We start from the raw sequence: 24391 nt of genomic DNA, 5'->3' as shown, positions 1-24391 counted from the left end.
GCCTATGGCCTGGCCTCAGGCCATGCCGGTTCCCAGATACGCCTCGATCACGCGCTTGTCCGCCTGCACCTGGGCGGGCTTGCCCTCGGCGATCTTGATGCCGTAGTCCAGCACGATCACGTGATCGGAAATCGCCATCACCAGATCCATATGGTGCTCGACCATCAACAGCGTGATGCCGCAGGACTCGCCGATGCGCACCAGCAGCTCGCCCAGTTCCGCGGTCTCCTGCGGGTTCAACCCGGCCGCCGGCTCGTCCAGCAGCAGCAAGGTCGGTTCGGTGGCCAATGCGCGCGCCAGTTCCACCCTGCGCTGCAGGCCATACGGCAGGCTGCCCGCCGGCGTATCGGCCAGATGCTCCAGGCCCACCATGCGCACCAGGCGATAGGCGTGCTCGCGCGCGCGGCGCTCCTCGGCCCGCGCACGCGGCAGTCCCAGCAGCGAAGCCCAGAAGCCGTTCTTCATGCGGCTGTGGCGGCCCAGCAATACGTTATCCAGCACCGACAGCTCGCCGAACAGGCGCAGGTTCTGGAAGCTGCGGCCGATGCCCAGCTTGCAGATCACATGCGGCCGCTCGCCCGCGATATCCGTGCCCTGGAAGCGGACCACGCCCGCATCCGGCAGCACCACGCCGCTGAGCATGTTGATGAGGGTGCTTTTGCCCGCGCCGTTCGGTCCGATCAGCGCATGCACGTGGCCGCGCCGCAGGCAGAAGGAAATGTCCTGCGCCGGCTTCACGCCGCCATAGGCCTTGGAGAGGCTCTCGACCACCAGCAGCAGGTCTTCTTGCGCCCCAACGGCCTGCTTGGCCGCGGGCGGGGCCGCCGCCTCGCCCGCGCCTTGCGGCCGCGCATCCGCGACCCGCCGCTCGCGGCGCGAGAACAGTCCCATCACCCCGCCTGGCATGAAGTACAGCGCGAACAGCAGCAATGCGCCGTAGAAGAAATGCTGCACCGAGGGCCAGCGCGCCAGCATCGCGTCGATGATGGTCAGCGCAATCGCGCCCACGGCCGGCCCCGCCTTCGAGCCTGCACCGCCGAACAGCACCAGCAGCAGGATGAAGATCGACAGGTTGAAGCCGATGAAGTCCGAGTTGATGTACTGGTTCTGCTGCGCCACCAGCGCGCCCGCAATGCCGCAGGTCACGGCCGCCACCACGAAGGCGATGACCTTGGCGCGATACACGCGCACCCCGACGGAAGACGAGGCGATCTCGTCGGCCTGCACCGACAGCAGCGCGCGCCCGAAGCGCCCGTCCAGCACGTTGCGCAGCAGGAGCTGCGTCGCCACGCACAGCACCAGCGCGAACCACACCCACTGCTGGTTGGTGAACGGGTTGCCGCCCCAGGTCAGCGGCATGATGCCGAACAGGCCCGAAGGGCCGCCAAACACGTCCACCCATTCGGTGACGATCTTCTCCATGACGATGCCGAAGGCCAGCGTCACCATGGCCAGGTAAGGCCCTTTCACGCGCAGCGACGGCAGGGCGATCAGCACGCCGAACACGCCGGCCACCACGGGCGCCGCGGCCAGGGCCAGCCATGGATCGACTTGCCAGCGCGAGGTCAGCAACGCCGCCGTGTAGGCGCCGGCTGCAAAGAGGCCCGCCTGCCCCAGCGACTTCTGTCCCGCATACCCCACCAGCACGTTCACGCCCGCCGCGCACAAGTAGTACACGCAAGCCATGAACACGATGCGCAGGTAGTAATCGTTGTCCACCAGGGCGGCGAACAAGGCTAGCGCCGCCGCGAGCGCCACGGTTATCAAGGTCTGGCCGTGCCGCTTCATACCTTCTCCGCCAGACGCTTGCCGAACAGGCCGGTGGGCTTGATCGCCAGCACCAGGATCACCAATCCGAAGATCGCCACTTCACGCCATTGCGACTGCCAGAGGTTCACGTAGGACTCCAGCAGCCCCAGCACAAAGCCGCCCAGCACGCAGCCGCGCGGATTCGACAGGCCGCCTATCATCGCGCCGGAAAAGCCCTTCAGGCCGATGGCCAGGCCCATGAATATCGAAGCCGACGTGATCGGCGCGACCAGAAAGCCCGCCAGCCCGGCCAACGCCGAACTGGCGAAGAAGGCGCCGGTCATCACCGCGTTCACATTGATGCCCATCAGGTTGGCGACCGCGGGATTGGCGGCCACGGCCCGCATCGCCTTGCCCAGCACCGTGCGGTTCATGATGCGGTCGAACAGCACCATCACCACCACCGCCACGGCGAGCAACAGCAGTTCCTGGCTGCGCACGCCCGCGCCGAACACGCGGATCACGTCGTCGCCGAAGGGCGCCGGCACCGTGACGGGCGCCGGTCCCCAGACCGCGAACGCGGCGCTCTGCAGCAGGATGCCAAAGCCCAGCGTGCTCATGACCCATGCCATGCCCGGGCGCGAAGCGAACGGCCGCACGCCGAACACGTATAGCAGCACGCCCAGCATGCCCATCACCAGCACCGCCGCAAGCCCCGCCAGCAGATACTCCCAACCGCTCAATTCCAGCCCCGTGAAGGCCGCGGTGGTGACCGGCTTGCCGGCAAACAGGAACAAGGCGCCTACCCCGATGAACGCGCCCACGGACACGAATTCCCCATGCCCGAAGTTGAGCGTGCGCGTGGTCGTGAACGTGATGCTGAAGCCCAGCGCCACCAGCGCATAAGCGCCCCCCACTGCTAGCCCGCTGACGAGCGCCTGCAACAATGTCGCCAACATGATGGCCCCTTATGCCTGTCGCTGTCCTGCTGCTACTTGGCGACGGCGACGGTCACGTCGTCGGCGTAAGGCACCAGCTTGCCGTCCTGCCAGTGCGCCCACTTGTAATCGCTTACCAGCAGCGCATCGTGCACCGTGGCCGAGAATGGCTTGGTGTAGGTCTTCATCGCGCCTTCGTAGGTGCCATCCAGGTTCTCCAGCGCCAGGCGCACCTTCTCGCCATCGGTGGAGTTCGCCTGCTTGATCGCCATGCCCAGCAGGTTCATGCCGTCATAGGCATGCGCCAGGAAGCCGAACGCGGTGGGCGAGGTCATCTTGGCCGACACGCGGTCATACAGCTTTTGCTGCGCGGCCGTGCGGTTGTCGGTGATGGTGCGCAGGAAGAAGGGCTTCTCCGACAGCGTCTTGCCCGCCGTATCGTAGAAGGCGATATTGTCCGCCGCCCACGAGGTCAGCGTCAGCGGGAACCAGTTGATCTTCTCCATGCTGCGGAACACGTGCGCGATCGGCGTGCTCTGCGCCCAGATCACCACCGTATCCACGCCCGCCGCCTTCAGCTTGTTCAGCTGCGACGTCATATCGGTATCGGCCACACCGAACTTCTCGACCGCCACGGCCTTGACGCCTTGCGCCGCGCCGACTTCCTCCAGGTCCTTGAGCGCGCTCTGGCCGTAGCCGGTGGTCTCGATCATGAAGCCTACGTTCTTGACCTTGGGATTCTTCTTCAGGTAGCCGATCACGCCGTCCACCTGTTCGCGGTCCACCATGCCGACGCGGAACATGTAGTTGTCCGCGCCCGCGCGCATGGGCTTGGTGATGTCGGTGCCGGAACCGATGGCGCCCATGACGGGGATCTTCTTCTGGTTCGGGATGTGCTTCCAGGCCAGTGCGTTGCCGGAATTGGTGGGACCAACGATGGCCACGACCTTCTCGTTATCGATCAGGTCCGCCATGTTCTGGATGGACTTCGGCGGCTGCGACAGGTCATCGCGCACCACCAGCACCAGCTTGCGGCCGAGCAGGCCGCCATTGGCATTGATGTCGTCAATGGCCGTGCGCAAACCCAGCACCGCGGCCTGCCCGCTTTGCGCGGACGGCGAAGCCGACAGGTCGCCGTTAAAGCCGATCTTGATGTCCTGGGCGTAGGCCTGCGCGCCCACCGCCAGCGCGCACAAGACGGCCGCCTTGGACAAGGTGGAAAAAATCCCCGTTGCTTTCATCGTTGTCTCCTGTGTTTTTCAGATGTGCTGCACGTCGATGATTCTTTTTTCTGCCTCTCGCCCGTGGAGCCTGGCGCTATACCGCGAGATAGCCGCCGTCCACCGGCAGGGACACGCCTGTCACGTACTGCGCCATCGGCGAAGCCAGGAACACGGCGGGTCCCACCAAGTCTTCGGGCTGTCCCACCCGTCCCAGCGGAATGCGCTGCATGAAGTTCGCCAGCCGGGCGGGATCGTCCCGCGTGTACTGCGTCATCGGCGTTTCGATGACGCCCGGCGCAATGGCGTTGACCCGTATGCCGTCGGGCGCGAGGTCGCGCGCCATGGCCTGCGTCATCATCTTCACGCCGCCCTTGGACGGCGAATAGCCCAGGGTGGCGCCTACCCCGGCGAACGACGCGATGGAGCCGACGTTGATGATGACGCCGCGCGTGGCGCGCAACGCCCCCAGGAAGGCGTGGATCATGTTGAAGCTGCCGTTCAGGTTCACGTCCAGCACGCGACGCCAGTTCTCGGCGGCGCGCGGGCTATCTATGCCTTCGCGGATCAGGATGCCGGCGTTGTTGACCAGCACGTCGATCGGCCCCACTTCCAATTGCACCTGCGCCGCGACCGCCGCGCATGCCTCGGGGTCCGTCACGTCGAGCGCGTGGCTCCAGGCGTCGCCGCCGGTGTCGATGATGGCGCCTGCCGTCTGCGCGGCGTTGTCGGCCTGCACGTCGGTCGCCACCACGCGCGCGCCCGCGGCCGCCAGGCCCAGCGCCAATGCCCGTCCGTTACCCTGCCCCGCTCCCGTCACCAGGACCAGCTTGCCCTGCAGCAGTCCCGCCGGCGCGGCACTCATGCGGCCGCCTGCGCGGAAGCGTCCGCCTGCATGCGCGCTGCGGCCTTGCCGGCGGCGGCAATGCTCTGGCCCGCGATATAGCCGAAGGTCAGCGCCGGACCCAAGGTGATGCCCGCGCCCGGATAGTTGCCGCCCATGATGCTGCAGGCGTCGTTGCCCACGGCGTACAGGCCGGGTATGACCGCCCCCAGTTCGTTCAGTGCGCGGCCCTGGCCATCGACCTTCAGGCCGGCGAAAGTGCCGATGTCGCCGATCATGACCTTGATCGCGTAGTACGGCCCTTTCACGATGGGCGCCACGCAGGGATTCGGGCCATGCAGCGCATCGCCCTGATAGCGGTTGTAGGCCTTGCTGCCCTTGCCGAATTGCGGATCGCGGCCCAGCGCCGCCTCCCGGTTGTATGCTTCGACCGTCTGACGCAGGCTGCCGGCATCGATGCCGGTCTTCTGCGCCAGTTCCGCCACCGACGCGCCGCGAGTCAGATAGCCCGTGTCCAGATAGCGCTTGATGGGCAATGGGAACGGCGCCACGCTGCCCAGACCATACTTGCGCAGGGTCTTGTGGTCGCAGATCAGCCAGGCGCAGGTCTCGCCCTGCCCCTCGCATGCGCGCACCATCTCCTGCACGAAGTCGTGGTACGAACTGCCTTCGTTGGTGAAGCGACGGCCATTGCGCGTGACGGCGATGACGCCCGGCTTGGCGCGGTCGATGAAGTGCGGCATGTAGCCCGGGCTGCCGTCCTTGCGCGTCACCACGGACACCGGCACCCATGCCGCGGCATTGGGCAAGGCGGTGTTGACCTGCCCGCCCGCGCTCTCGGCCAGGCGCAGCCCGTCGCCGCTATTGCCCGTGGGCGACGGAGAGTAGTGTTCCGTGCCGTTGGGTGCGTGTGCATACAGCTGCTTGCGGCGTTCGATGTCGTACGGAAAGCCGCCGGAAGCCAGCACCACGGCGCGCGCGGCGCGCACGCGCACGGCCGCGCCATCGCGCTGCACGACCGCGCCGCGCACGGCGCCGTCTTCGATGATGAGGGACTTGGCCGGCGCGTTCAGCCACAGGGGCACGCCCAGCTTGAACGCGGAGGCCGCCAGCCGGCCCGCCAGCGCATTGCCGTTGGTCAGCGTCATGCCGCGGCCATGCCTGGCCACGTCCAGGAAATGCCGGGTCAGGCGCTTGGCCACGTACCAGGCCGAGGCCAGCGAGCGCGTGACCCGCATGAAGTGCACGATCTCCTTGCCCGAGCCCAGCATCATGCCGAACACAGTCAGCTCGGGCAGCGCGGGCGCCAGGTCCCTGACGTGGGCGCCGAGCTTGCGGCCGTCGTAGGGCCGCGCCACCATCGAGCGTCCGCCCTGCTTTCCGCCGGGCGCTTCCGCGTGATAGTCGGGGAACACCAGCGGCATGTCGAACTGCACTTCGGTGTTCGACGTGAAGAAGTCCACCGCGCGCGGCCCCTGCTCCAGAAAGGCATCCACACGTTCAGCGTTGTAGCTGTCGCCGGCTTCGTGGCGCAGATAGGCGCGGCCTTCGTCCGGCGTTTCATGGATGCCCTGCACCTTGGCCAGCGAGGTGCCCGGTATCCACAGCCAGCCGCCGGAACGCGCGGTGGAGCCGCCGAAGCGCGGCTCTTTTTCAACGATAAGGACCTTCAGGCCTGACGTTGCCGCGGTGATTGCGGCAGCCATGCCCGACGCGCCCGACCCGACCACCAACACGTCGCAGTCGTATTGACGAGAATCTTCCACGTTGTCTCCATACCCTTGGGGCGGCTTGCTCCCGATCGCAAAACCGGGGCAGCCTTCTTATTCTTTCGACTATAGAGAACGCATTTGATAATGTCAATATGGTTCACGATTAGCGAAAGTACTAACATAGGCAATCTCATTCGATAAAAGAAAATGGCCACCAGACCCAGCTCCGGCAAGCGCAATGCCGATCACGCTCCTGCCTCGCCGCCGCGCAGGCGCGGCATCCAGTCCATCGAAGTCGGCGGCAAGATTCTGCTGGCGCTGCTGGAACACTCGTCTTCGTTGCCGCTGGGCGCGCTGGCCAAGGCCGCCGGCATGTCGGGCGCCAATGCCCACGCCTATCTCGTCAGTTACGGCAATCTGGGCCTGGTCAGGCAAGACCCGAACACCGGCGAATACGAGTTGGGGCCGCTCGCGCTGCAGCTGGGGCTGGCGGCGCTGCACCGGCTCGATCCCATCAAGATCGCCATCCCCATGACGCGCGAGTTCGCCGAAAGAACCGGACAGACCATCGCCATCGCGGTGCTGGGCAACCTGGGGCCAGTCATCGTTCACCTGCACGAATCCAACTACCCCATCCACGTCAACATGCGCACCGGCACGGTCATGTCGCTGACCAACACGGCGACGGGCAAGGTGTTCGCGGCGCTGCTGCCGCCCAAAAAAATAGAAAGCCTGTTGCATGAAGACCATCTGCGCCTGGGCGCCGTGCCTTCTTTGGGCAAGACAGAAAAGTTCGAACGGACCCTGCGCGAAGTCCGCCAGCGCGGCGTCGCGCGCGCCATGGGCGACCCCATCCCCGGCATCAACGGCCTGAGCGCCCCCGTGTTCGACTCCAACGGCAACGTGGTGCTGGTGATCACAGCCATCGGCGCAGCCGGCGTGTTCGACGTGCGCTGGACCAGTCCGTTGATCGATGACATCAAGCGCTGCGCCGACGCCATCTCAGCTGAACTGGGTTGGCAGAACCACGACGTGCGCGCGACGCGCCAGGGCTAGCGTCCGCAGAACAGAAAGGCCACGCGGCAAAAAAAGGCCGCTGCACGGTCGGTTCCATGCAGCGGCCTTTTGTATGGCGGATCACGCTTGCGGCAAAGCCGCGCGCGTTCAGCGCAGCAGGACCTTGTCCAGCGATTCAGTAAAGCGCTTGGCGTCCTGGAAGCCCACCACGCGCGCCTCGGGCAGCTCCTTGCCACCCGGTTCGAAGAACATGATGCCCGGCGGGCCGAAAAGGCGGAAGCGCTTGAGCAACGCGCGGTCATCGGCGTTGTTCGCGGTCACGTCGGCCTGCACCAGCAGCATGCCCGACATGCGCTGCGCAACGCCCGGATCGGTAAAGGTGAAGCGCTCCATCTCGCGGCACGACACGCACCAATCGGCGTAGAAATCCAGCATCACCGGCTGACGGCTTTGCGCCAGCAAGGCGTCCAGTTCCGCGTTGTTGCGTACGCGGGTGAAGTGCACCGCACCGCTGCTGGCCGCCGCGCCCACGGGCGCATCGCCGCGGGCCGCCAGGTGCGACAACGGCTGCAGCACGTCGCGTCCGCCACTGGCCGCGCCGATCAGCCAGGCCGCGGCCGCCAGCGCCAGCAACAGGCCCACACCCTTGCCGAACATGCGCGCAGCGCCCGCGCCATCGGGCAAGGCATCGAACGCCCGCAGCATCACGGCGGCAACCACGGCCAGGAAAGCCCAGCCCGTCATCTGCACCCAGGTCGGCACTACCGGGATCAGCATCCACCAGGCGGTCGCCAGCAAGAGCATGCCGAACAAGCGCTTCACGCCGTCCATCCAGGGACCGGCCTTGGGCAGCAAGGCGCCCGAGGACGCCCCCACGATCAAGAGCGGCACGCCCATGCCCCAGGCCATTGCGAAGAGCGCCGATCCGCCCAGCACCACGTCCCCGGTCTGCGAGATATACAACAGCGCGCCCGCCAACGGCGCGGCCACGCAGGGGCCGACGATCAGCGCCGACAAGGCGCCCATCACCAAGGCGCCGGTGTAGCGCCCGCCCGGAATGCGCGCCGAGCGCTGCGACAGCCAGCCCTGGATGCCGGCAGGCATCTGGAACGTGAAGGCATCGAACATGGCCAGCGCCAACACAGCCAGCAGGATGGCGAACAGGGTCAGGATCCAAGGCGTCTGCAGCCAGGCGGCGAGTCCGGCCCCGCTCAATCCGGCCGCCACGCCCAGCGCGGTGTAGACGACGGACATGCCCAGCACATAGGTCGCGGCCAGGGCCAGGCCGCGGCCGCGCGACGGCTTGGCCTGCGCGGCCCCGCCCAGCACGATGGAGGACAGGATGGGAATCATGGGCAACACGCAGGGCGTGAATGCCAGCAACAGGCCCAGCACCAGGAACACGCCGGCGGTCTTTACCCAGCCCAGGCCGCCCAGGGCGTCGGCCAGGTCGGTGTCGCCCGCGTTGACCAGCGCGCCGAGCCCGCTGGATGCGCCAGACGCGGCGGCCGGGATTCCTCCCGGTCCGGCCAGTGCATAGCCACCTGCCACCGGCGTGAGTTTCACGCTGCTGTCCATGGGCGGGTAGCACAGCCCCGCATCGGCGCAGCCTTGCGCGGTCAGGGTCAGGGTGAAGGGCTGTCCGCCCGCAGCCACCGGCACGCGGATCACCACGTCCTGGTGGAAGACCTCCATGTCCTTCTCGAAGGTCGGGTCGTACTTGACCTCGCCCTTGGGATAGACGGCTTCGCCCAGCTTGGCGGCGCCGATGGGACTGATGGTGATGCCGAAGCGCTCGCGGTACATGTAGTAGCCGGGCGCGACGCGGTAGCGCAGTTCCAGCGTTTCAGGCGCCACCATCTCGGCGCTGAACACGAAGGCCTTCTCGGGCTCCAGGAACTCGGCCTCGGCGCGCGCGGCAGCCTGCCAGCCCAGCAACAGCAGCATCATGGCCAACAAGGCCAGCCACTGCCTGAAGAAGGCGCGCGGCGCGCGGGACTCGCGCCGGAGCGCGCCGATACCGACTAGTTGCAACATCAGTCTCTCTTGTTCTGCGTGACGGCCGTCTGTTCACGCACCCAATCCAGATAGGGCGCCGCGCCGCCAATGACAGGCAGCACGATGATCTCGGGCACATCGTAGGGATGCATCTGCGCCAGGGCCTGCACTACGGCCTGGTGGCGCGCGTATGTGGTCTTGATGTGGATGGGGATTTCTTCCGCCCCTTCGACCTCTCCTTTCCACATGTAGATGGACAGGCCCGGCGCGCCAAGGTTCACGCAGGCGGCCAATCCGTCTTCGACCAGGACATGCGCAATCCGCTTGGCCAGCAGCAGGTCGGGCGCATTGCTGATGACCAGCACAACGTCGTCATCTCGCAACATGGAGGCTCCTCGGGATACCCGTATGGGACGTAACTCGGGGTATTTTATCGGTATTGCGGCCATCGTCCGGATCCGCCGGGCCTGAACGCGCCGCCATGCCACCCGCACCCACCGAGGCACGCATGTCCGATAACTGCCTGTTCTGCCGCATCGCCCGTCACGAAATCCCCGCGCACGTGGTCCACGAGGATGAACGCCTGCTGGCCTTTCTCGATATCCACCCGGTGCGCCCCGGGCATGTGCTCATCATCCCCAAGCAGCACTATCCCTATTACGAGGATATGCCGGCCGACCTGGCAGGCAGCATCCTCAACCTGGGCCAGAAGCTCGGACGCCACATGAAGCGCCTGTATGACGTGGAACGCGTGGGCTTCGCCTTCACCGGCATCCACGTGGCGCATGCGCACGCCCACGTCATCCCCATGCATCACCCGCAGGACGTCACGTCCACCCAATACATCGAGCAGCAGGACCTGACCTTCAAGATGCCGCCGCAGCCCGCGACCGAGGCGCTGGCCGCAACGGCGGCGCAACTGCGCAGCGAGCTGCACGCCTCGTAGCGCGCGGCGGCCGCACAAAAAAAACAAGGGCGGGTCCGAAGACCCGCCCTTGTCGCTTATCGAGCTACCGAAATTATTCGGCGCTGTCCTCAGCGGCTTCATCGACTTCCGGACGGTCAACCAGTTCCATGAAAGCCATGGGAGCGTTGTCGCCTTGACGGAAGCCCATCTTCAGCACGCGGGTGTAGCCGCCGTTACGGGCCGCGTAGCGCGGGCCGATTTCGGCGAACAGCTTCACCACCGCATCGCGATCGCGCAGACGGGCAAAAGCCAGACGCTTGTTCGCGAGCGTGGGCTCCTTGCCCAGCGTGATCAGGGGTTCGATGACGCGGCGCAATTCTTTCGCCTTCGGCAGCGTGGTCTTGATGGCTTCGTGGGTGATCAACGAAACGGCCATGTTGCGGAACATGGCAAGACGGTGACTGCTGGTGCGGTTGAGCTTACGCAAGCCATTACCGTGACGCATGATAAGTTTCCTTTGAATCTAAAGATGGCGTCAGCCATCGGGTTGCCGGCTCTTCTATCAACCTGCAATCAGGCCGCGGTCCGGTAGAAAACGGTGCATTTTACGACGGTTTCGCAAACTGGCCGGCGCGAGGCCGGCTGCCTGCGGGAACCGCCCCTTTCCAGAGGCGGCACCCTTTCAAGACTTAGGGACGCTCCAGGCCCAGGGGGGGCCAGTTTTCGAGCTTCATGCCCAGCGTCAGGCCGCGTGCGGCCAGGACTTCCTTGATCTCGTTGAGCGACTTGCGACCCAGGTTCGGGGTCTTGAGCAGCTCGTTTTCGGTACGCTGGATCAGGTCGCCGATGTAGTAGATGTTTTCGGCCTTCAGGCAGTTGGCCGAACGCACGGTCAGTTCCAGGTCGTCGACCGGGCGCAGCAGCACCGGATCGATCTGCGGCGTGCCGCGGACCGGGGCTTCGTACGAATCGCCAGCGCCTTCCAGGGCGGCGAAGACCGAGATCTGGTCCATCAGGATGCGAGCCGACTGGCGCACCGCTTCCTCGGGCGAGATGACGCCGTTGGTTTCGATGTCCAGGACCAGCTTGTCCAGGTCGGTACGCTGTTCCACACGGGCGCTTTCAACCGCGTAGCTCACGCGGCGGACCGGGCTGAACGAAGCGTCCAGAACGATGCGGCCGATGGTGTGGGTGCGGTCTTCCGACAGCGCGCGCACGTTGCCCGGCACGTAGCCGCGGCCCTTTTCAACCTTGATCTGCATTTCCAGCTTGCCTGCATCCGTCAGGTTGCAGATGGCATGGCCGGGGTTGATGATCTCGACGTCGTGCGGCAGCTCGATGTCGCTGGCCAGCACGGTGCCCGCGCCGGTCTTGCGCAGAACCAGGGTCACTTCGTCGCGATTGTGCAGCTTGAAGACCACGCCCTTCAGGTTCAGCAGGATGTCGACGACATCTTCGCGAACGCCCGGGATGGTCGAGTATTCGTGCACCACGCCCGTCATCTGGACTTCGGTCGGCGCGTAGCCGGTCATCGAAGACAGCAGGATGCGGCGCAGGGCGTTGCCCAGCGTGTGACCGTAGCCACGCTCGAACGGCTCCATCACGATCTTGGCATGGTGCGTGCCGACCGGTTCGACTTCAATGGAGCGCGGCTTCAGGAAACCTTGAGTGGACATTTACTGTGTTCCTTTTCAATACCCTCGGCTCGTTACACCGATAAGGCTGATGGACAGGGTGAAACTTGAAATGCGGACGGCGCGAAAAACACCGGCCAATACTTACCGCAAAGCCCGCTCCGCCTGAAGGCGGAAAGCGGGCTGCTGCGGGACGTGCGAACGGGTCGCGAGACCAGCTCGCCGGCGCATTGCGAAGGTAGCGCCGGCAGGCCTGATTAACGCGAGTACAGTTCGACGACCATCGATTCGTTGATGTCGCGAGCGACGTCAGCGCGATCGGGGGCCGACTTGAACGTACCGGTCAACTTGGTCGTATCGACTTCCACCCACTGGGGGATGCCGATGCTGGTGGCCAGGTCGAGCGATTCCTTGATGCGGCCTTGCTTCTTGGCCTTTTCGCGGACCGACACGACGTCGCCAGCCTTGACCAGCATCGAAGCGATGTCAGCCGTGTGGCCGTTCAGTTCGATGGCGCGGTGGCTCACCAGCTGGCGAGCTTCGGCGCGGGTCGAGCCGAAGCCCATGCGGTAGACGACGTTGTCCAGGCGCGATTCCAGCAGCTGGATCAGCGTTTCGCCGGTGTTGCCACGGCGACGCTCGGCTTCAGCGAAGTACTTGCGGAATTGCTTTTCCAGCACGCCGTACATGCGCTTGAGCTTTTGCTTTTCGCGCAGCTGCAGACCGTAGTCGGAAGTGCGGGCACCCGAAGTGCGGCCGTGTTGGCCAGGCTTGGAATCCAGCTTGCACTTGGAATCCAGCGAGCGGCGGGCGCTCTTCAGGAACAGATCAGTACCCTCGCGACGCGAGAGCTTGCATTTGGGTCCAGTATAACGAGCCATGTGGATTCCCTTTAGATACGACGACGCTTCGGCGGACGGCAGCCGTTGTGCGGAACGGGCGTGATGTCGGCGATGGACGAAATCTTGATGCCCAGCGCGTTCAGAGCGCGGACCGACGATTCGCGGCCAGGGCCGGGGCCCTTGATGCGCACTTCCAGCGTCTTGATGCCGTACTCCAGCGCAACGCGGCCAGCCGTTTCAGCAGCGACCTGCGCGGCGAACGGGGTCGACTTGCGCGAACCCTTGAAGCCAGCACCGCCCGACGTGGCCCACGACAGCGCGTTGCCCTGACGATCGGTGATGGTGATGATGGTGTTGTTGAACGACGCGTGAACGTGCGCGATGCCGTCCGAGACGTTCTTCTTGACCTTTTTGCGCACGCGCGAAGCGCCGCTGGTGGAAGCTTTCGCCATAATCCAGTTCCTCGATTATTTCTTCAGGGACGCAGCAGCACGACGCGGGCCCTTACGGGTGCGGGCGTTGGTGCGAGTGCGCTGGCCGCGCACGGGCAAACCGCGCTTGTGACGCATGCCGCGGTAGGTTCCCAGGTCGATCAAACGCTTGATCGAGAGCTGTACTTCACGACGCAGGTCGCCTTCAACCGTGAACAAACCAACATGTTCGCGGACGCGTTCCAATTCAGCGTCGCTCAGATCCTTGACCTTTTTGTCAAAGGGTACGTTTGCCGCTTCGCAAATCTTGCGAGCGCGCGTACGACCGATGCCAAAAATGGCGGTCAGGCCGATCTCGGCGTGCTGTTGCGGCGGAATGTTAATGCCAGCAATACGGGCCATGACTGTTCCTTGAATAAATCCGTTGCGTAGTCGCTAACCCGAGTTAGCCTTGACGCTGCTTGTGACGCGGGTCGGTGCAGATAACGCGCACCACGCCGTGACGTTTGATAACTTTGCAGTTGCGGCAGATCCGCTTAACCGATGCCATTACTTTCATGGTTGACTCCTAATTTTCCGTAATCCGGTTCCGCTCATTTGGAGCGGAAAACTATCCTGGCTCGCGTCAGGTCATAGGGCGTGAGCTCCACTGTGACCTTGTCACCCGGCAGGATCCGGATGTAATGCATACGCATCTTGCCGGAAATATGGCCCAACACCACGTGGCCGTTTTCGAGCTTGACGCGAAATGTCGCGTTCGGGAGGTTCTCAAGAACCTCACCTTGCATCTGAATGACGTCGTCCTTGGACATTCTTTTGCTTACCGCATCGGCAAACCCGCGCCCTTGAAGTTAGCCTTCTTGAGCAACGAGTCGTACTGGTGAGACATCATGTAGGCCTGAACCTGCGCCATGAAATCCATCGTCACCACCACAATAATCAACAGGGACGTACCACCGAAGTAGAAAGGAACGTTCCAGCGCATCACCAAGAATTCCGGCAACAGGCACACCAACGTGATGTAGATGGCACCTGCGAGCGTCAGACGCATCAGGATCTTGTCGATGTAGCGCGCTGTTTGTTCGCCCGGACGGATGCCCGGAACAAACGCACCACTCTTCTTCAGGTTGTCCGCCGTTTCGCGGCTGTTGAACACCAGAGCCGTGTAGAAAAAGCAGAAGAAAATAATCGCGACCGAGTACAGCGTGATGTAGAGCGGTTGACGAGGCGACAGGGCCGCAGCCAGGTCGCTAAGCCAGCGCATGTTCTCACTGCTGGAGAACCAGCTCGTGATCGTGGCCGGGAACAGAATGATCGACGATGCGAAGATCGGCGGAATCACCCCTGCCATGTTCAGCTTCAGCGGCAAATGCGAGCTTTGACCACCGTAGACCTTGTTGCCGACCTGACGCTTGGCGTAGTTCACCGTGATCTTGCGCTGTCCGCGTTCCACGAACACCACAAAAGCGGTAACCAGCACCACCAGAGCCACGATGAACAGTGCCGAAAGCACGGACATCGAGTTGGTGCGGACCAGGTCCAACAGTGCAGCCAGCGCCGCGGGCAGACCCGCAACGATACCTGCGAAGATCAGGATGGAAATCCCGTTGCCCAGACCACGTTCCGTGATTTGCTCACCCAGCCACATGACGAACATGGTGCCGGTGACCAAGGTCACGACGGTCGTAAAGCGGAACAGCATGCCCGGATCGATCACCAGTCCCTGCTGGGACTCCAACGCTACCGAAATGCCCACAGCCTGCACCAGCGCCAGCACAACCGTGCCGTAGCGGGTGTATTGGGTGATCTTCCGACGGCCGGCTTCGCCCTCTTTCTTGAGCGATTCCAGCGACGGCACCACCACAGACATAAGCTGCATGATGATGGATGCCGAAATGTACGGCATGATCCCCAGGGCAAAAATCGAGAAGCGCGAGAGCGCCCCGCCCGAGAACATGTTGAACAGGCCCAGGATCCCGCCCTGGTTCTGACGGAACAAGTCCGCCAGCGCATCCGGGTTGATGCCCGGCACGGGGATGTGTGTACCCAAACGGTAAACCACCAGGGCGAGCACCAGGAACACGAGGCGGCGCTTCAGATCGCCGTACCGTGCTCCGGTTTTGCCCAATGCCTGCGCGTTAGCCACTCGTCACCTCGTGATCAAGCAAGCGAGCCGCCCGCGGCTTCGATGGCGGCGCGAGCGCCGGCCGTCGCGGTAATGCCCTTGAGCACGACCTTGCGCGAGAGTTCACCCGACTTGATGACCTTGGCGAAACGAACCGCCTGGCCAATCACGCCAGCGGCCTTCAGCACTTGCACGTCGACTTCGTCGATGGGCAGGGCTTGCAGGTCCGACAGACGGACTTCGGCGTACAGGTGCTGACCGAGCGGGGTGAAACCACGCTTGGGCAGGCGACGCTGCAGCGGCATTTGACCGCCTTCGAAGCCAACCTTATGGAAACCGCCCGAACGCGACTTCTGACCCTTGTGACCACGGCCGGCGGTCTTACCCAGACCCGAACCGATGCCACGGCCGACGCGGCGCTTGGCGTGCTTGCTGCCCTCAGCGGGCTTCAGCGAATTAAGTTGCATATCCGACATGGTGATTCCTTAGGCTTCCGAGACGGAAACGAGATAATCCACCTTACGGATCATCCCACGCACCTCGGGCGTATCGACCAGCACGCGGCTGCTGTTGATACGGCCCAAGCCCAAACCGCGAACCGTGTCACGGTGCGATTGCTTGGTACCGATCACCGAGCGCACGAGGGTCACTTTGATCTGCTTCTGAGCCATGATTTACCCCAGGATTTCTTCGACCGACTTGCCGCGCTTGGCAGCAACATCAGCCGGGGTCATGGAGGCGCGCAGGCCGTTCAACGTGGCGCGAACCATGTTGTAGGGGTTGCTCGAGCCCAGGCTCTTGGCAACCACGTTACGCACACCCATCACATCAAAAATAGCGCGCATCGGGCCGCCGGCGATAACGCCGGTACCTTCAGCAGCGGGCGAGATCAGCACGGTAGCGGCGCCATGCTTGCCAACCACGGTGTGGTGCAGCGTGCCGTTCTTCAGAGCGACCTTGAACATGCCGCGACGGGCCTGTTCCATAGCCTTCTGAACGGACACCGGCACTTCACGCGCCTTGCCCTTACCCATGCCGATGCGGCCATCGCCATCGCCAACCACGGTCAGCGCGGCAAAGCTCATGGTGCGACCACCCTTGACCACTTTGCTCACGCGGTTGACCGCGATCATCTTTTCGCGGAGGCCGTCATCGTTCTCTTTTTCCGCGGCGTTCTTGCCTTGTACTTTAGCCATTTGACAGATCCTCGCTTAGAACTTCAGGCCGGCTTCACGCGCGGCATCGGCCAGCGCTTTCACGCGGCCATGGTAACGAAAGCCCGAGCGATCGAAAGCGACCAGTTCAATACCGGCAGCCTTGGCCTTTTCGGCCACGCGCTTGCCGACCAGCGACGCAGCGGCTTTGTTGCCGCCCTGACCGGACTGGCCGGACAGTTGCGCGCGCACTTCGGCTTCGACCGTCGAGGCGCTGACCAAAACGCGATCGCCTTCCGGCGAAATGATGTTGGCGTAGATGTGCTGGTTCGAGCGGAAAATCGAGAGGCGATGAACGCGCAGCTCGTTGATCTTCCGGCGGGTCGGAACCGCACGACGCAAACGGGAAACTTTTTTGTCCATGATTCGTCCTTGCGTGCGCCGTTATTTCTTCTTGGTTTCTTTGATGACGACGCGTTCGTCCGAGTAACGCACGCCCTTGCCCTTGTAGGGTTCGGGTTCGCGGTACGCGCGGATTTCAGCGGCCATCTGACCGACGACTTGCTTGTTGGCGCCCTTGATGACGATTTCCGTCTGGGTCGGGCACTCGGCCTTGATGCCGGCCGGCAACTGGTGCAAAACGTCGTGCGAGAAACCGAGCTGCAGCTTAACGGCGTCGCCTTGGATCGATGCGCGGTAACCCACGCCGACCAGGGTCAGCTTGCGCTCGAAGCCCTTGCTCACGCCCGTGACCATGTTGGCCACCAGAGCGCGCACGGTACCCGACATGGCGTTGGCGTGACGGCTGTCGTTGGCGGCGGCAAACGTGAGCTTGCCGTTGTCCAACGCAATCGTGACGTCGCCGGTCAGGGCTTGGGTCAGGGAGCCCAGCGGGCCCTTGACGGTGATCTGATCCTGCTGGATGTTGGCTTCAACACCCTTGGGCAGTTCGACCGGATACTTAGCGATACGTGACATTCGAATTTCTCCTTAGGCCACGTAGCACAGCACTTCGCCGCCGACGCCGTTGGCGCGAGCCTTACGGTCGGTCATGACGCCGCGCGAGGTCGAAACGATAGCCACGCCCAGGCCGTTCATGACCTGAGGAATGCTGGTACGGCCCTTGTAGATACGCAGACCGGGGCGCGAAACGCGTTCGATGCGCTCGATGACCGGACGGCCAGCGTAGTACTTCAGGGTGATCTCGAGCTCAGGCTTGGCCTGGGTGCCCTTGATTTCAAAGCTGTCGATGTAGCCTTCGTCCTTCAGCACAGCGGCAATGGCCGCCTTCAGCTTCGAGGAGGGCATGCTCACCGTAACTTTGTCCACTTGCTGCGCATTGCGAATGCGGGTCAGCATATCGGCGATGGGATCGCTCATGCTCATATTGTTTCTCCTACCAGCTGGCCTTGGTGATGCCGGGGATTTCACCCTTCATCGCCATTTCACGCAGTTTGTGGCGCGTCAGGCCGAACTTGCGGAACACGCCGCGCGGACGACCGGTGACCACGCAACGGTTACGTTGACGCGTCGGGTTGGCATTGCGCGGCAGCTGTTGCAGCTTGAGCCGAGCTTGGTAACGTTCTTCGTCGGTCTTCGACTGGTCGTCGATGATCGCCTTCAACTCAGCGCGCTTGGCGGCGAACTTGTCAGCCAGCTTGGCGCGCTTGATGTCGCGATTGATGAGGGAAAGTTTAGCCACGTCATCAGCCCCTTAGTTACGGAACGGGAAGCTGAAGGCCGTCAACAGCGCCTTGGCTTCTTCGTCGGTCTTCGCGGTGGTGGTGATGCTGATGTTCAGCCCACGCAGCGCGTCGATCTTGTCGTACTCGATTTCGGGGAAAATGATCTGCTCTTTCACCCCGATGTTGTAGTTGCCACGGCCGTCGAACGCACGACCCGAGATGCCGCGGAAGTCGCGCACGCGAGGCAGCGCAACCGCCACCAGGCGATCCAGGAATTCGTACATGCGTTGACCGCGCAGCGTGACCATGCAACCGATCGGGTAGTTTTCGCGGATCTTGAACCCGGCGATAGCCTTCTTGGTCTTCGTCACGACGGGCTTCTGGCCGGCGATCTTGGTCAGGTCGCCAACAGCGTGCTCGATGACTTTCTTGTCCGACACCGCTTCCGACACACCCATGTTCAGGGTGATCTTGGTGATGCGCGGCACTTCCATCGTGCTCTTGTAGCCAAACTTGGCTTGCAGGTCGGCAGCGACCTTGCTCTTGTAGAGATCTTGCAAACGAGACATGTCTATCGCCCCTTACGCCTTGGCGCCGACAACGGCACCATTGGAACGGAACACGCGAACCTTGCGGCCTTCGACTTCTTGCACGCCGACGCGATCGCCACGGCCGGTGGCCGGGTTGAACAGCGCGACGTTCGAGATGTGAATCGGCATGGTCTTTTCGACAATCCCGCCCGGGTTGTTAGCCATCGGGTTGGCTTTCACGTGCTTCTTGACGACGTTGACGCCTTCGACCAGAACGTGGTCGGCATCGACGCGCGCCAGCACGGTACCGCGACGCTTCTTGTCGCGGCCGGTCAGGACGATGACTTCGTCGCCTTTACGAATGTTGTTCATCGTAGGGCTCCTTACAGCACTTCCGGGGCCAACGACACGATCTTCATGAACTTCTCGGTACGCAGTTCACGCGTAACGGGTCCGAAGATGCGGGTGCCGATGGGCTCCAGCTTGGCGTTGAGCAACACGGCGGCATTGCCACCGAAACGAATCAGCGAACCGTCTTTACGGCGCACGCCCTTGGCGGTACGAACCACCACGGCATTGTAAATTTCGCCTTTCTTGACGCGTCCGCGCGGAGCCGCATCTTTGACGCTCACCTTGATGATGTCGCCGATACCGGCATAACGGCGCTTGGAGCCACCGAGCACCTTAATGCACATGACATGACGCGCACCAGTGTTATCGGCCACATCCAGCGTGGTCTGCATTTGGATCATGATTTTTCCTGTTCCAACTTAACTGGAAATACGGTTTTCCCAACAAGGGAACACTGCAATTCCTGCCAGTTTTGGTCCCGTCAGGTCTGCCGCCCTGCTTTTGTGTTGGCATGTCTGGAGCTTTCGCCCTACTCACGCAACTGGTTGGCAACGCAACGACCCTGGGTTGAAATCCTGCGGGTATTCCCCCAACACGTCGGGCTAACCTGCATAGGCGCGGGCCAACTCGATCGACAATCTGGGAAAGCTGATAATTCTAACGTGGTTAATTTTTGAGCGCAAGCACTTTGTGTGGATAACCCACAAAAGCCACGCTTTCCCCTTGACCGGGGTGAACCGAGGCTATCCGCCCCCTATTTCTGGCGGTAGTAGCCCTTCTCCCAGGCATCGTGGTTGGCCTTGCCGCGACGGATTTCGTCCGTGAAGGGGGCAGCCATGAGCACCAGGCGGTTGAGCCATTTTACCGGAGCGCGGCAGGGACGCTCGAAGTCCACGAAGAGCACGGCGCGCAGTCCGGCGGTGTCGTTGTGGACCTGGTGCGGGTACAGGTCGTCGAACACCACCGCCCGCCCTTCGCGCCAACTGTAACGCTCGCCCCCGACCTCGATCCAGCATTGCTCGGCCGGTTCCGGTACCACCAGTCCCAGGTGCAGGCGCAGGACGCCGTTGTACGGGCCCGTGTGCAGCGGGATGCGCTTGCCGGCCTCCAGGATGGAGAAGAACGCCGTGCGGATGCCCGGAATTCCCTGCAGCGCCCGGGCGGTCGCCGGACAGCGCGCCAGATTGCGCTCGGAGCGCAGGCCGTAGCCCATGAAGACGAAAGTCTTCCATTGGTCGTCCGAGGTGATCTGGCCCACGTCCGGAGAGATTTCATGGAAGGCGGGCAGGTGCTGGCGTTCGGAGAGCAGGCCGGCCAACTCGGCGCGGATGGCGGGCGCCTGGGCCTCGAGCGCGGCGACCCAGGGAAACTGGCCATTGTCGAAAATGGGACGGTCGCCGACCAGCGAGGCCTGGGCGATCCGGTTGCGCAACCAGTCTATGAAACGGAAAAAGGTGCGCGAGTAGAAACTGGGCTTGCTGGGCGGACGCGCATCGAGGGGTTGCACAATAGGTAGCCGGATAGACAGCCAAAGATGCACCATTTTGTCCATGCCGGCGCGGGCACGCAAGACTTGCGCCAGCAGATTGGCTCCAAGGCGCCGCCGGGCATTGGCCCTCCCCGCCGCGGACAAGCTGGTTTAGACTGGCGTGGGCGACAGTGATCGCTATCCACTCCTATTTCGCAAGGGAAGACAGGCATGTATGAACAGTTGGCGCTGTATATCGACGGCGAATTCGTCGCCGGAGAGGGCAGGCGCACCCAGGACGTCATCAACCCGGCCACGCTGGAAGTTCTCGGCCAGTTGCCCCACGCCACCGAAGCGGATCTGGATCGCGCGCTAGCCGCCGCCCAGCGCGCGTTCGAGTCGTGGAAGAAATCCTCTCCCATGGACCGCTCGGCCATCCTGCGCAAGGTTGCGACGCTGTCGCGCGAACGCGCCCAGGAAATCGGCCGCAACATGACGCTGGACCAGGGCAAGCCGCTGGCCGAAGCCGTGGGCGAAGTCACCTCCTGCGCCGAACACGCCGACTGGCACGCCGAGGAATGCCGCCGCATCTACGGCCGCGTGGTCCCGCCGCGCAATCCTGACGTGCGCCAGATCGTGGTGCGCGAACCCATCGGCGTCTGCGCCGCGTTCACGCCCTGGAACTTCCCGTACAACCAGGCCATCCGCAAGATCGCCGCCGCCATCGGCGCCGGCTGCACGGTAGTGCTGAAGGGTCCCGAGGACTCGCCCAGCGCCGTCATGGCCATTGCGCGCATGTTCCACGACGCCGGCCTGCCCAAGGGCTGCCTGAACATCGTCTGGGGCGAACCCGCCAAGATCTCCGACTACCTGATCCGCTCGCCCATCGTGCGCAAGGTGTCGTTCACCGGCTCCGTGCCGGTGGGCAAGCAGCTGGCCGCGCTGGCCGGCGCCCACATGAAGCGCGTCACCATGGAACTGGGCGGCCACTCGCCCGTGCTGGTGTTCGACGACGCCGACATCGACCGCGCCGCCACCATGCTGGCCAAGTTCAAGGTCCGCAACGCCGGCCAGGTGTGCGTGTCGCCGACCCGCTTCTATGTCCAGAACGGCGCCTACGAGCAGTTCCTCGCGCGCTTCTCCGACGTGCTGAAGAACATCAAGGTCGGCGACGGCCTGGAAGCCGGCACCGACATGGGCCCGCTGGCGCACGAGCGCCGCGTCCCCGCCATGAGCGCCTTCATCGACGACGCCAAGAAGCACGGCGGCAAGGTGGTGGTCGGCGGCGGCCCGCTGGACCGCAAGGGCTTCTTCTTCGCCCCCACGGTCGTGACCGAAGTGCCCGACAACTCCATGCTGATGACCGAGGAGCCCTTCGGCCCGGTCGCGCCGGTGGTCCGTTTCACGGATACCGATGAAGTGCTGCGCCGCGCGAACAGCCTGCCCTTCGGCCTGTCGTCCTACGTGTTCACGAACTCGCTGCAGACGGCCACCAAGGTCTCCAACGGCCTTGAAGCCGGCATGGTCAACATCAACCACTTCGGCAGCGCCCTGGCCGAGACGCCCTTCGGCGGCATCAAGGACAGCGGCATCGGCAGCGAAGGCGGTCTGGAAACGTTCGACGGCTACCTGGTCACGAAGTTCATCACGCACATCTGACCTGGCAGTGACAACAAAGCCCCGCAGGATTTCTGCGGGGCTTTTTTTTGCCTCATGCCTGGAGAACCGGGCCGGGATGTCCGCGGCAGAAGGCCGCTCAGGAACTTGCCCGCAAATCGCGCGGCGTCATGCCAAAGCGGCGCTTGAACAGTCGGCTGAAATGCGAGGGATGCGAGAAGCCCACTTGATAGGCCAGTTCGGCAATACTGCGGTGGCTGTGCTGCGGACTCAACAAAAGCTCGCGGCACTTGTCGAGCCGCTGGTCGAAGATGAAGGATTCCACCGACAGGCCGCCCGCGCGCAGGATGCGATGCAGATAGGCCACCGACAAGCCGCAGCCCTGAGCCACCTGCTGCGGCGACAACGCGGGATCCGCCAGATGCTGGCGGATGTAGGCCAGCACGCGCTGCCGATGCGCCAGCGTGACGCTGCTGTCCGACTCCGATGCATGCCCCTGCCCTGATTGCACCAGAAACAGCACGATCAGGTCGATCAGGCGCTCGCCCAGTTCCGCCGCCTCGACATCCGACCAGCCGTCCACGCCTTTGAACAAGTGGTCCATGTAGCTGGCCAGCAAAGCGCCGCGCGGCGAACCGTCGTCGACGCGCAGCTTGTAGAAGGCGCCGACGCGGGAATCGCGCTGCAATAGCGCGCTGCGCGGAAAAGACACGCTCAGGCTGCGGTACCCCGCAGCGCCCTGTGCCGTGGCCTGGTAGGGCAGGCTCTGGTTCATCAGATAGACGCAGCCGGGTTCGACCTGGAACTCCCGCCCCTGCTGCTGCACAACCAGAGGTCCCGCCAGCGGCAGGCCGAAGGTATAGAACTCCTGATCCAGGCGCGACACGTTGCCGGCGGTGCGCTCCAGCTTCTGTCCCTGGTAATGGAGGTCGTTGAACTGCAGGCTGCCCCGCCGCGCGTAGCGCACATGTCCGGCGAAATTGTCGGGCCGGCCGCCATGCACCTCGAAGGGACCGAACGCGTGCGACAACGCCGCGCGCCATTCGTCGCGCCGGTCAGCGCCAGCGCTGGCCGAAATGGCGAATTCCGTATCGGACATGGTTCGGTCTCCTTGGACGCCTGCGCCGCGGCCGGGCGCTCGTGATCCTGCGTCTACATATTCTTGACTCACCCTGCTGCGGGGTGTCCGGCGCCTTGAAGGCGCGCTTGGCGCAAGTCTATATTCAGCCCGATAAGCACACAACCTGGACAACCCGGGAGGAGACTCATGGCACCAGCGCCCGCACCAGCCGGCCGCCACGCGCCGGCTTCGCGCTATCTGCGCTGCGCAGGCCGCGAGCTGCATTACACCGAATGGGGCGCCGCGGACGCGCCCCCCGTCATCATGTGGCATGGCCTGGCCCGCACTGGCCGCGACTTCGACGACCTGGCGCAGGCGCTGGCGGACGACTACCGCATCATCTGCCCGGACGCGATCGGCCGCGGCCTGTCGCAATGGAGCCCCGACCCGGTCGCCGAATACCAGCTCGACTTCTATGCAACGCTGGCCCGCGCCCTGGCGGACGGGCTGTCGCTGGATCGCGTGCGCTGGGTGGGAACGTCCATGGGCGGCGCCACCGGCATGCACGCTGCCGCCACGACCCTGCGCGACCGGATCTCGCACCTGGTCGTCAATGACATCGGGCCCGAACTGCCGCAGGCCGCCATCGACCGCATCGTGGCCTATGTCGGCGCGCCGCCGGCCTTCGATACGGTCACCGAACTCGAAGCCTGGCTGCGCGTCGCCTATAAGCCCTACGGCTGGCAGAGCGACGAGCAATGGCGCCGTATGGCAGAAACATCCGTGCGCCGGCTGCCGGACGGCCGGATCACCCTGCACTACGATCCGGCCATCGTCGGCCAGTTCAGCAACCACCCGCGGGACTACGACCGCTGGAATGGTTACGACTCGCTGCGCATGCCGCTGCTGTTGCTGCGCGGCGCCGATTCGGACCTGCTGCTGCCCGAAGTCGCCGACGCCATGACCCGCCGCGGGCCGCGCGCGCAGCGCATCGACTTCCCCGATTGCGGCCACGCCCCTGCTCTCAATGTCGCTGCGCAGATCGACGCCATCCGCCAGTTCCTTGCCACGCCGGACCACACGGCGGCTGACCGCCCCCAATAACAGGA

31 protein-coding genes are annotated in these 24391 nt (G+C 64.0%); 4 read left to right on the top strand and 27 right to left on the bottom strand.

Features of this window, described 5'->3' with window-relative positions:
* Nucleotides 1-15 precede the first annotated feature (15 nt).
* The 5 genes from HV793_RS08045 to HV793_RS08025 form a co-directional block, all read right to left on the bottom strand.
* The gene (locus tag HV793_RS08045; RefSeq protein ID WP_119449742.1) at nucleotides 16-1788 is read right to left on the bottom strand and encodes a branched-chain amino acid ABC transporter ATP-binding protein/permease; all 1773 of its coding nucleotides are present in this window, start codon (nucleotides 1786-1788) and stop codon (nucleotides 16-18) included.
* Nucleotides 1785-2708, bottom strand: coding sequence for a branched-chain amino acid ABC transporter permease (locus tag HV793_RS08040; protein ID WP_175181590.1), 924 nt, complete (start codon nucleotides 2706-2708; stop codon nucleotides 1785-1787). The genes HV793_RS08045 and HV793_RS08040 overlap by 4 nt, the downstream gene beginning before the upstream one ends.
* A 32-nt stretch (nucleotides 2709-2740) precedes the next feature.
* Complete coding sequence (locus tag HV793_RS08035) at nucleotides 2741-3928, bottom strand: ABC transporter substrate-binding protein (protein WP_119449743.1); 1188 nt, start codon at nucleotides 3926-3928, stop codon at nucleotides 2741-2743.
* A 76-nt stretch (nucleotides 3929-4004) separates the two neighbouring features.
* Nucleotides 4005-4772 (bottom strand): SDR family NAD(P)-dependent oxidoreductase, encoded by a 768-nt coding sequence (locus HV793_RS08030; protein ID WP_054457250.1) that lies wholly within the window; start codon nucleotides 4770-4772, stop codon nucleotides 4005-4007.
* Nucleotides 4769-6517 (bottom strand): FAD-dependent oxidoreductase, encoded by a 1749-nt coding sequence (locus HV793_RS08025; protein ID WP_175212959.1) that lies wholly within the window; start codon nucleotides 6515-6517, stop codon nucleotides 4769-4771. Before HV793_RS08025 ends, HV793_RS08030 begins: the two co-directional genes overlap by 4 nt.
* Before the next feature lie 153 nt (nucleotides 6518-6670).
* Between HV793_RS08025 and HV793_RS08020 the strand changes: the two genes are divergently transcribed.
* Nucleotides 6671-7519: an IclR family transcriptional regulator gene (locus HV793_RS08020; RefSeq protein WP_082401217.1), complete on the top strand. Its 849-nt coding sequence runs from the start codon at nucleotides 6671-6673 to the stop codon at nucleotides 7517-7519.
* Nucleotides 7520-7627: 108 nt separating this feature from the next.
* Here HV793_RS08020 and dsbD read toward each other — a convergent pair whose 3' ends face one another.
* A complete protein-coding gene (dsbD, locus tag HV793_RS08015) occupies nucleotides 7628-9517 on the bottom strand; it encodes a protein-disulfide reductase DsbD (protein ID WP_175212958.1) in 1890 nt (629 codons plus the stop codon).
* Nucleotides 9517-9864, bottom strand: a complete 348-nt coding sequence (gene cutA / locus HV793_RS08010) for a divalent-cation tolerance protein CutA (protein ID WP_054457254.1) — start codon at nucleotides 9862-9864, stop codon at nucleotides 9517-9519. Before cutA ends, dsbD begins: the two co-directional genes overlap by 1 nt.
* A 122-nt stretch (nucleotides 9865-9986) precedes the next feature.
* Between cutA and HV793_RS08005 the strand changes: the two genes are divergently transcribed.
* Nucleotides 9987-10424, top strand: coding sequence for an HIT family protein (locus HV793_RS08005; protein ID WP_054457256.1), 438 nt, complete (start codon nucleotides 9987-9989; stop codon nucleotides 10422-10424).
* A gap of 73 nt (nucleotides 10425-10497) precedes the next feature.
* On the opposite strand, the gene rplQ is transcribed toward HV793_RS08005, so the two are convergent.
* The 19 genes from rplQ to HV793_RS07910 all read right to left on the bottom strand — a co-directional run bounded on the left by rplQ (nucleotide 10498) and on the right by HV793_RS07910 (nucleotide 20644).
* Complete coding sequence (gene rplQ, locus HV793_RS08000; protein WP_006389635.1) at nucleotides 10498-10890, bottom strand: 50S ribosomal protein L17; 393 nt, start codon at nucleotides 10888-10890, stop codon at nucleotides 10498-10500.
* Between the two features lie 184 nt (nucleotides 10891-11074).
* The gene (locus tag HV793_RS07995) at nucleotides 11075-12061 is read right to left on the bottom strand and encodes a DNA-directed RNA polymerase subunit alpha (protein WP_006216514.1); all 987 of its coding nucleotides are present in this window, start codon (nucleotides 12059-12061) and stop codon (nucleotides 11075-11077) included.
* A gap of 215 nt (nucleotides 12062-12276) precedes the next feature.
* A complete protein-coding gene (rpsD, locus tag HV793_RS07990) occupies nucleotides 12277-12900 on the bottom strand; it encodes a 30S ribosomal protein S4 (RefSeq protein ID WP_054457258.1) in 624 nt (207 codons plus the stop codon).
* 11 nt (nucleotides 12901-12911) lie between these two features.
* Complete coding sequence (gene rpsK, locus HV793_RS07985; protein ID WP_006216516.1) at nucleotides 12912-13313, bottom strand: 30S ribosomal protein S11; 402 nt, start codon at nucleotides 13311-13313, stop codon at nucleotides 12912-12914.
* Nucleotides 13314-13328: 15 nt separating this feature from the next.
* A complete protein-coding gene (gene rpsM, locus HV793_RS07980) occupies nucleotides 13329-13694 on the bottom strand; it encodes a 30S ribosomal protein S13 (RefSeq protein WP_008168996.1) in 366 nt (121 codons plus the stop codon).
* Nucleotides 13695-13737: 43 nt separating this feature from the next.
* A complete protein-coding gene (gene rpmJ, locus HV793_RS07975; RefSeq protein WP_003806928.1) occupies nucleotides 13738-13851 on the bottom strand; it encodes a 50S ribosomal protein L36 in 114 nt (37 codons plus the stop codon).
* 34 nt (nucleotides 13852-13885) lie between these two features.
* On the bottom strand, nucleotides 13886-14104 hold the full coding sequence (gene infA, locus HV793_RS07970; RefSeq protein ID WP_003806927.1) for a translation initiation factor IF-1: 219 nt from the start codon (nucleotides 14102-14104) through the stop codon (nucleotides 13886-13888).
* An 8-nt stretch (nucleotides 14105-14112) separates the two neighbouring features.
* Nucleotides 14113-15438, bottom strand: coding sequence for a preprotein translocase subunit SecY (gene secY / locus HV793_RS07965; RefSeq protein WP_013397001.1), 1326 nt, complete (start codon nucleotides 15436-15438; stop codon nucleotides 14113-14115).
* A 14-nt stretch (nucleotides 15439-15452) separates the two neighbouring features.
* Nucleotides 15453-15893: a 50S ribosomal protein L15 gene (gene rplO, locus HV793_RS07960; RefSeq protein WP_059379401.1), complete on the bottom strand. Its 441-nt coding sequence runs from the start codon at nucleotides 15891-15893 to the stop codon at nucleotides 15453-15455.
* A gap of 9 nt (nucleotides 15894-15902) precedes the next feature.
* The gene (gene rpmD, locus HV793_RS07955; RefSeq protein ID WP_006216520.1) at nucleotides 15903-16088 is read right to left on the bottom strand and encodes a 50S ribosomal protein L30; all 186 of its coding nucleotides are present in this window, start codon (nucleotides 16086-16088) and stop codon (nucleotides 15903-15905) included.
* Between the two features lie 3 nt (nucleotides 16089-16091).
* Nucleotides 16092-16613, bottom strand: coding sequence for a 30S ribosomal protein S5 (rpsE, locus tag HV793_RS07950; RefSeq protein ID WP_013397003.1), 522 nt, complete (start codon nucleotides 16611-16613; stop codon nucleotides 16092-16094).
* A gap of 15 nt (nucleotides 16614-16628) precedes the next feature.
* The gene (rplR, locus tag HV793_RS07945; protein ID WP_054457260.1) at nucleotides 16629-16994 is read right to left on the bottom strand and encodes a 50S ribosomal protein L18; all 366 of its coding nucleotides are present in this window, start codon (nucleotides 16992-16994) and stop codon (nucleotides 16629-16631) included.
* Between the two features lie 21 nt (nucleotides 16995-17015).
* Nucleotides 17016-17549, bottom strand: coding sequence for a 50S ribosomal protein L6 (gene rplF / locus HV793_RS07940; protein ID WP_054457262.1), 534 nt, complete (start codon nucleotides 17547-17549; stop codon nucleotides 17016-17018).
* Between the two features lie 12 nt (nucleotides 17550-17561).
* Nucleotides 17562-17957: a 30S ribosomal protein S8 gene (gene rpsH / locus HV793_RS07935; protein ID WP_006216525.1), complete on the bottom strand. Its 396-nt coding sequence runs from the start codon at nucleotides 17955-17957 to the stop codon at nucleotides 17562-17564.
* Nucleotides 17958-17967: 10 nt separating this feature from the next.
* Nucleotides 17968-18273 (bottom strand): 30S ribosomal protein S14, encoded by a 306-nt coding sequence (gene rpsN, locus HV793_RS07930; RefSeq protein WP_006216527.1) that lies wholly within the window; start codon nucleotides 18271-18273, stop codon nucleotides 17968-17970.
* Between the two features lie 12 nt (nucleotides 18274-18285).
* Nucleotides 18286-18825 (bottom strand): 50S ribosomal protein L5, encoded by a 540-nt coding sequence (gene rplE, locus HV793_RS07925; protein WP_054457265.1) that lies wholly within the window; start codon nucleotides 18823-18825, stop codon nucleotides 18286-18288.
* 12 nt (nucleotides 18826-18837) lie between these two features.
* The gene (gene rplX / locus HV793_RS07920) at nucleotides 18838-19158 is read right to left on the bottom strand and encodes a 50S ribosomal protein L24 (protein WP_006389623.1); all 321 of its coding nucleotides are present in this window, start codon (nucleotides 19156-19158) and stop codon (nucleotides 18838-18840) included.
* A gap of 11 nt (nucleotides 19159-19169) precedes the next feature.
* Nucleotides 19170-19538, bottom strand: a complete 369-nt coding sequence (rplN, locus tag HV793_RS07915; RefSeq protein WP_006216531.1) for a 50S ribosomal protein L14 — start codon at nucleotides 19536-19538, stop codon at nucleotides 19170-19172.
* Between the two features lie 353 nt (nucleotides 19539-19891).
* Nucleotides 19892-20644 (bottom strand): aspartyl/asparaginyl beta-hydroxylase domain-containing protein, encoded by a 753-nt coding sequence (locus tag HV793_RS07910; RefSeq protein WP_244958599.1) that lies wholly within the window; start codon nucleotides 20642-20644, stop codon nucleotides 19892-19894.
* Nucleotides 20645-20836: 192 nt separating this feature from the next.
* Here HV793_RS07910 and HV793_RS07905 point away from each other — a divergent pair, with 192 nt between their 5' ends.
* Entirely contained in the window at nucleotides 20837-22264 is a 1428-nt protein-coding gene (locus HV793_RS07905) for an NAD-dependent succinate-semialdehyde dehydrogenase (protein WP_175212956.1), read from the top strand.
* A 97-nt stretch (nucleotides 22265-22361) separates the two neighbouring features.
* Here HV793_RS07905 and HV793_RS07900 read toward each other — a convergent pair whose 3' ends face one another.
* Nucleotides 22362-23321, bottom strand: coding sequence for an AraC-like ligand-binding domain-containing protein (locus HV793_RS07900; protein ID WP_054457269.1), 960 nt, complete (start codon nucleotides 23319-23321; stop codon nucleotides 22362-22364).
* Nucleotides 23322-23489: 168 nt separating this feature from the next.
* On the opposite strand from HV793_RS07900, the gene HV793_RS07895 reads away from it, so the two are divergent.
* Entirely contained in the window at nucleotides 23490-24386 is an 897-nt protein-coding gene (locus tag HV793_RS07895) for an alpha/beta fold hydrolase (protein WP_054457271.1), read from the top strand.
* Nucleotides 24387-24391 lie beyond the last annotated feature (5 nt).

Origin of the sequence: Achromobacter aegrifaciens (genome assembly GCF_902859965.1) — a bacterium.
Lineage (GTDB): Bacteria > Pseudomonadota > Gammaproteobacteria > Burkholderiales > Burkholderiaceae_B > Achromobacter > Achromobacter aegrifaciens.
This window is presented reverse-complemented; position numbering and strand designations above follow the sequence as displayed.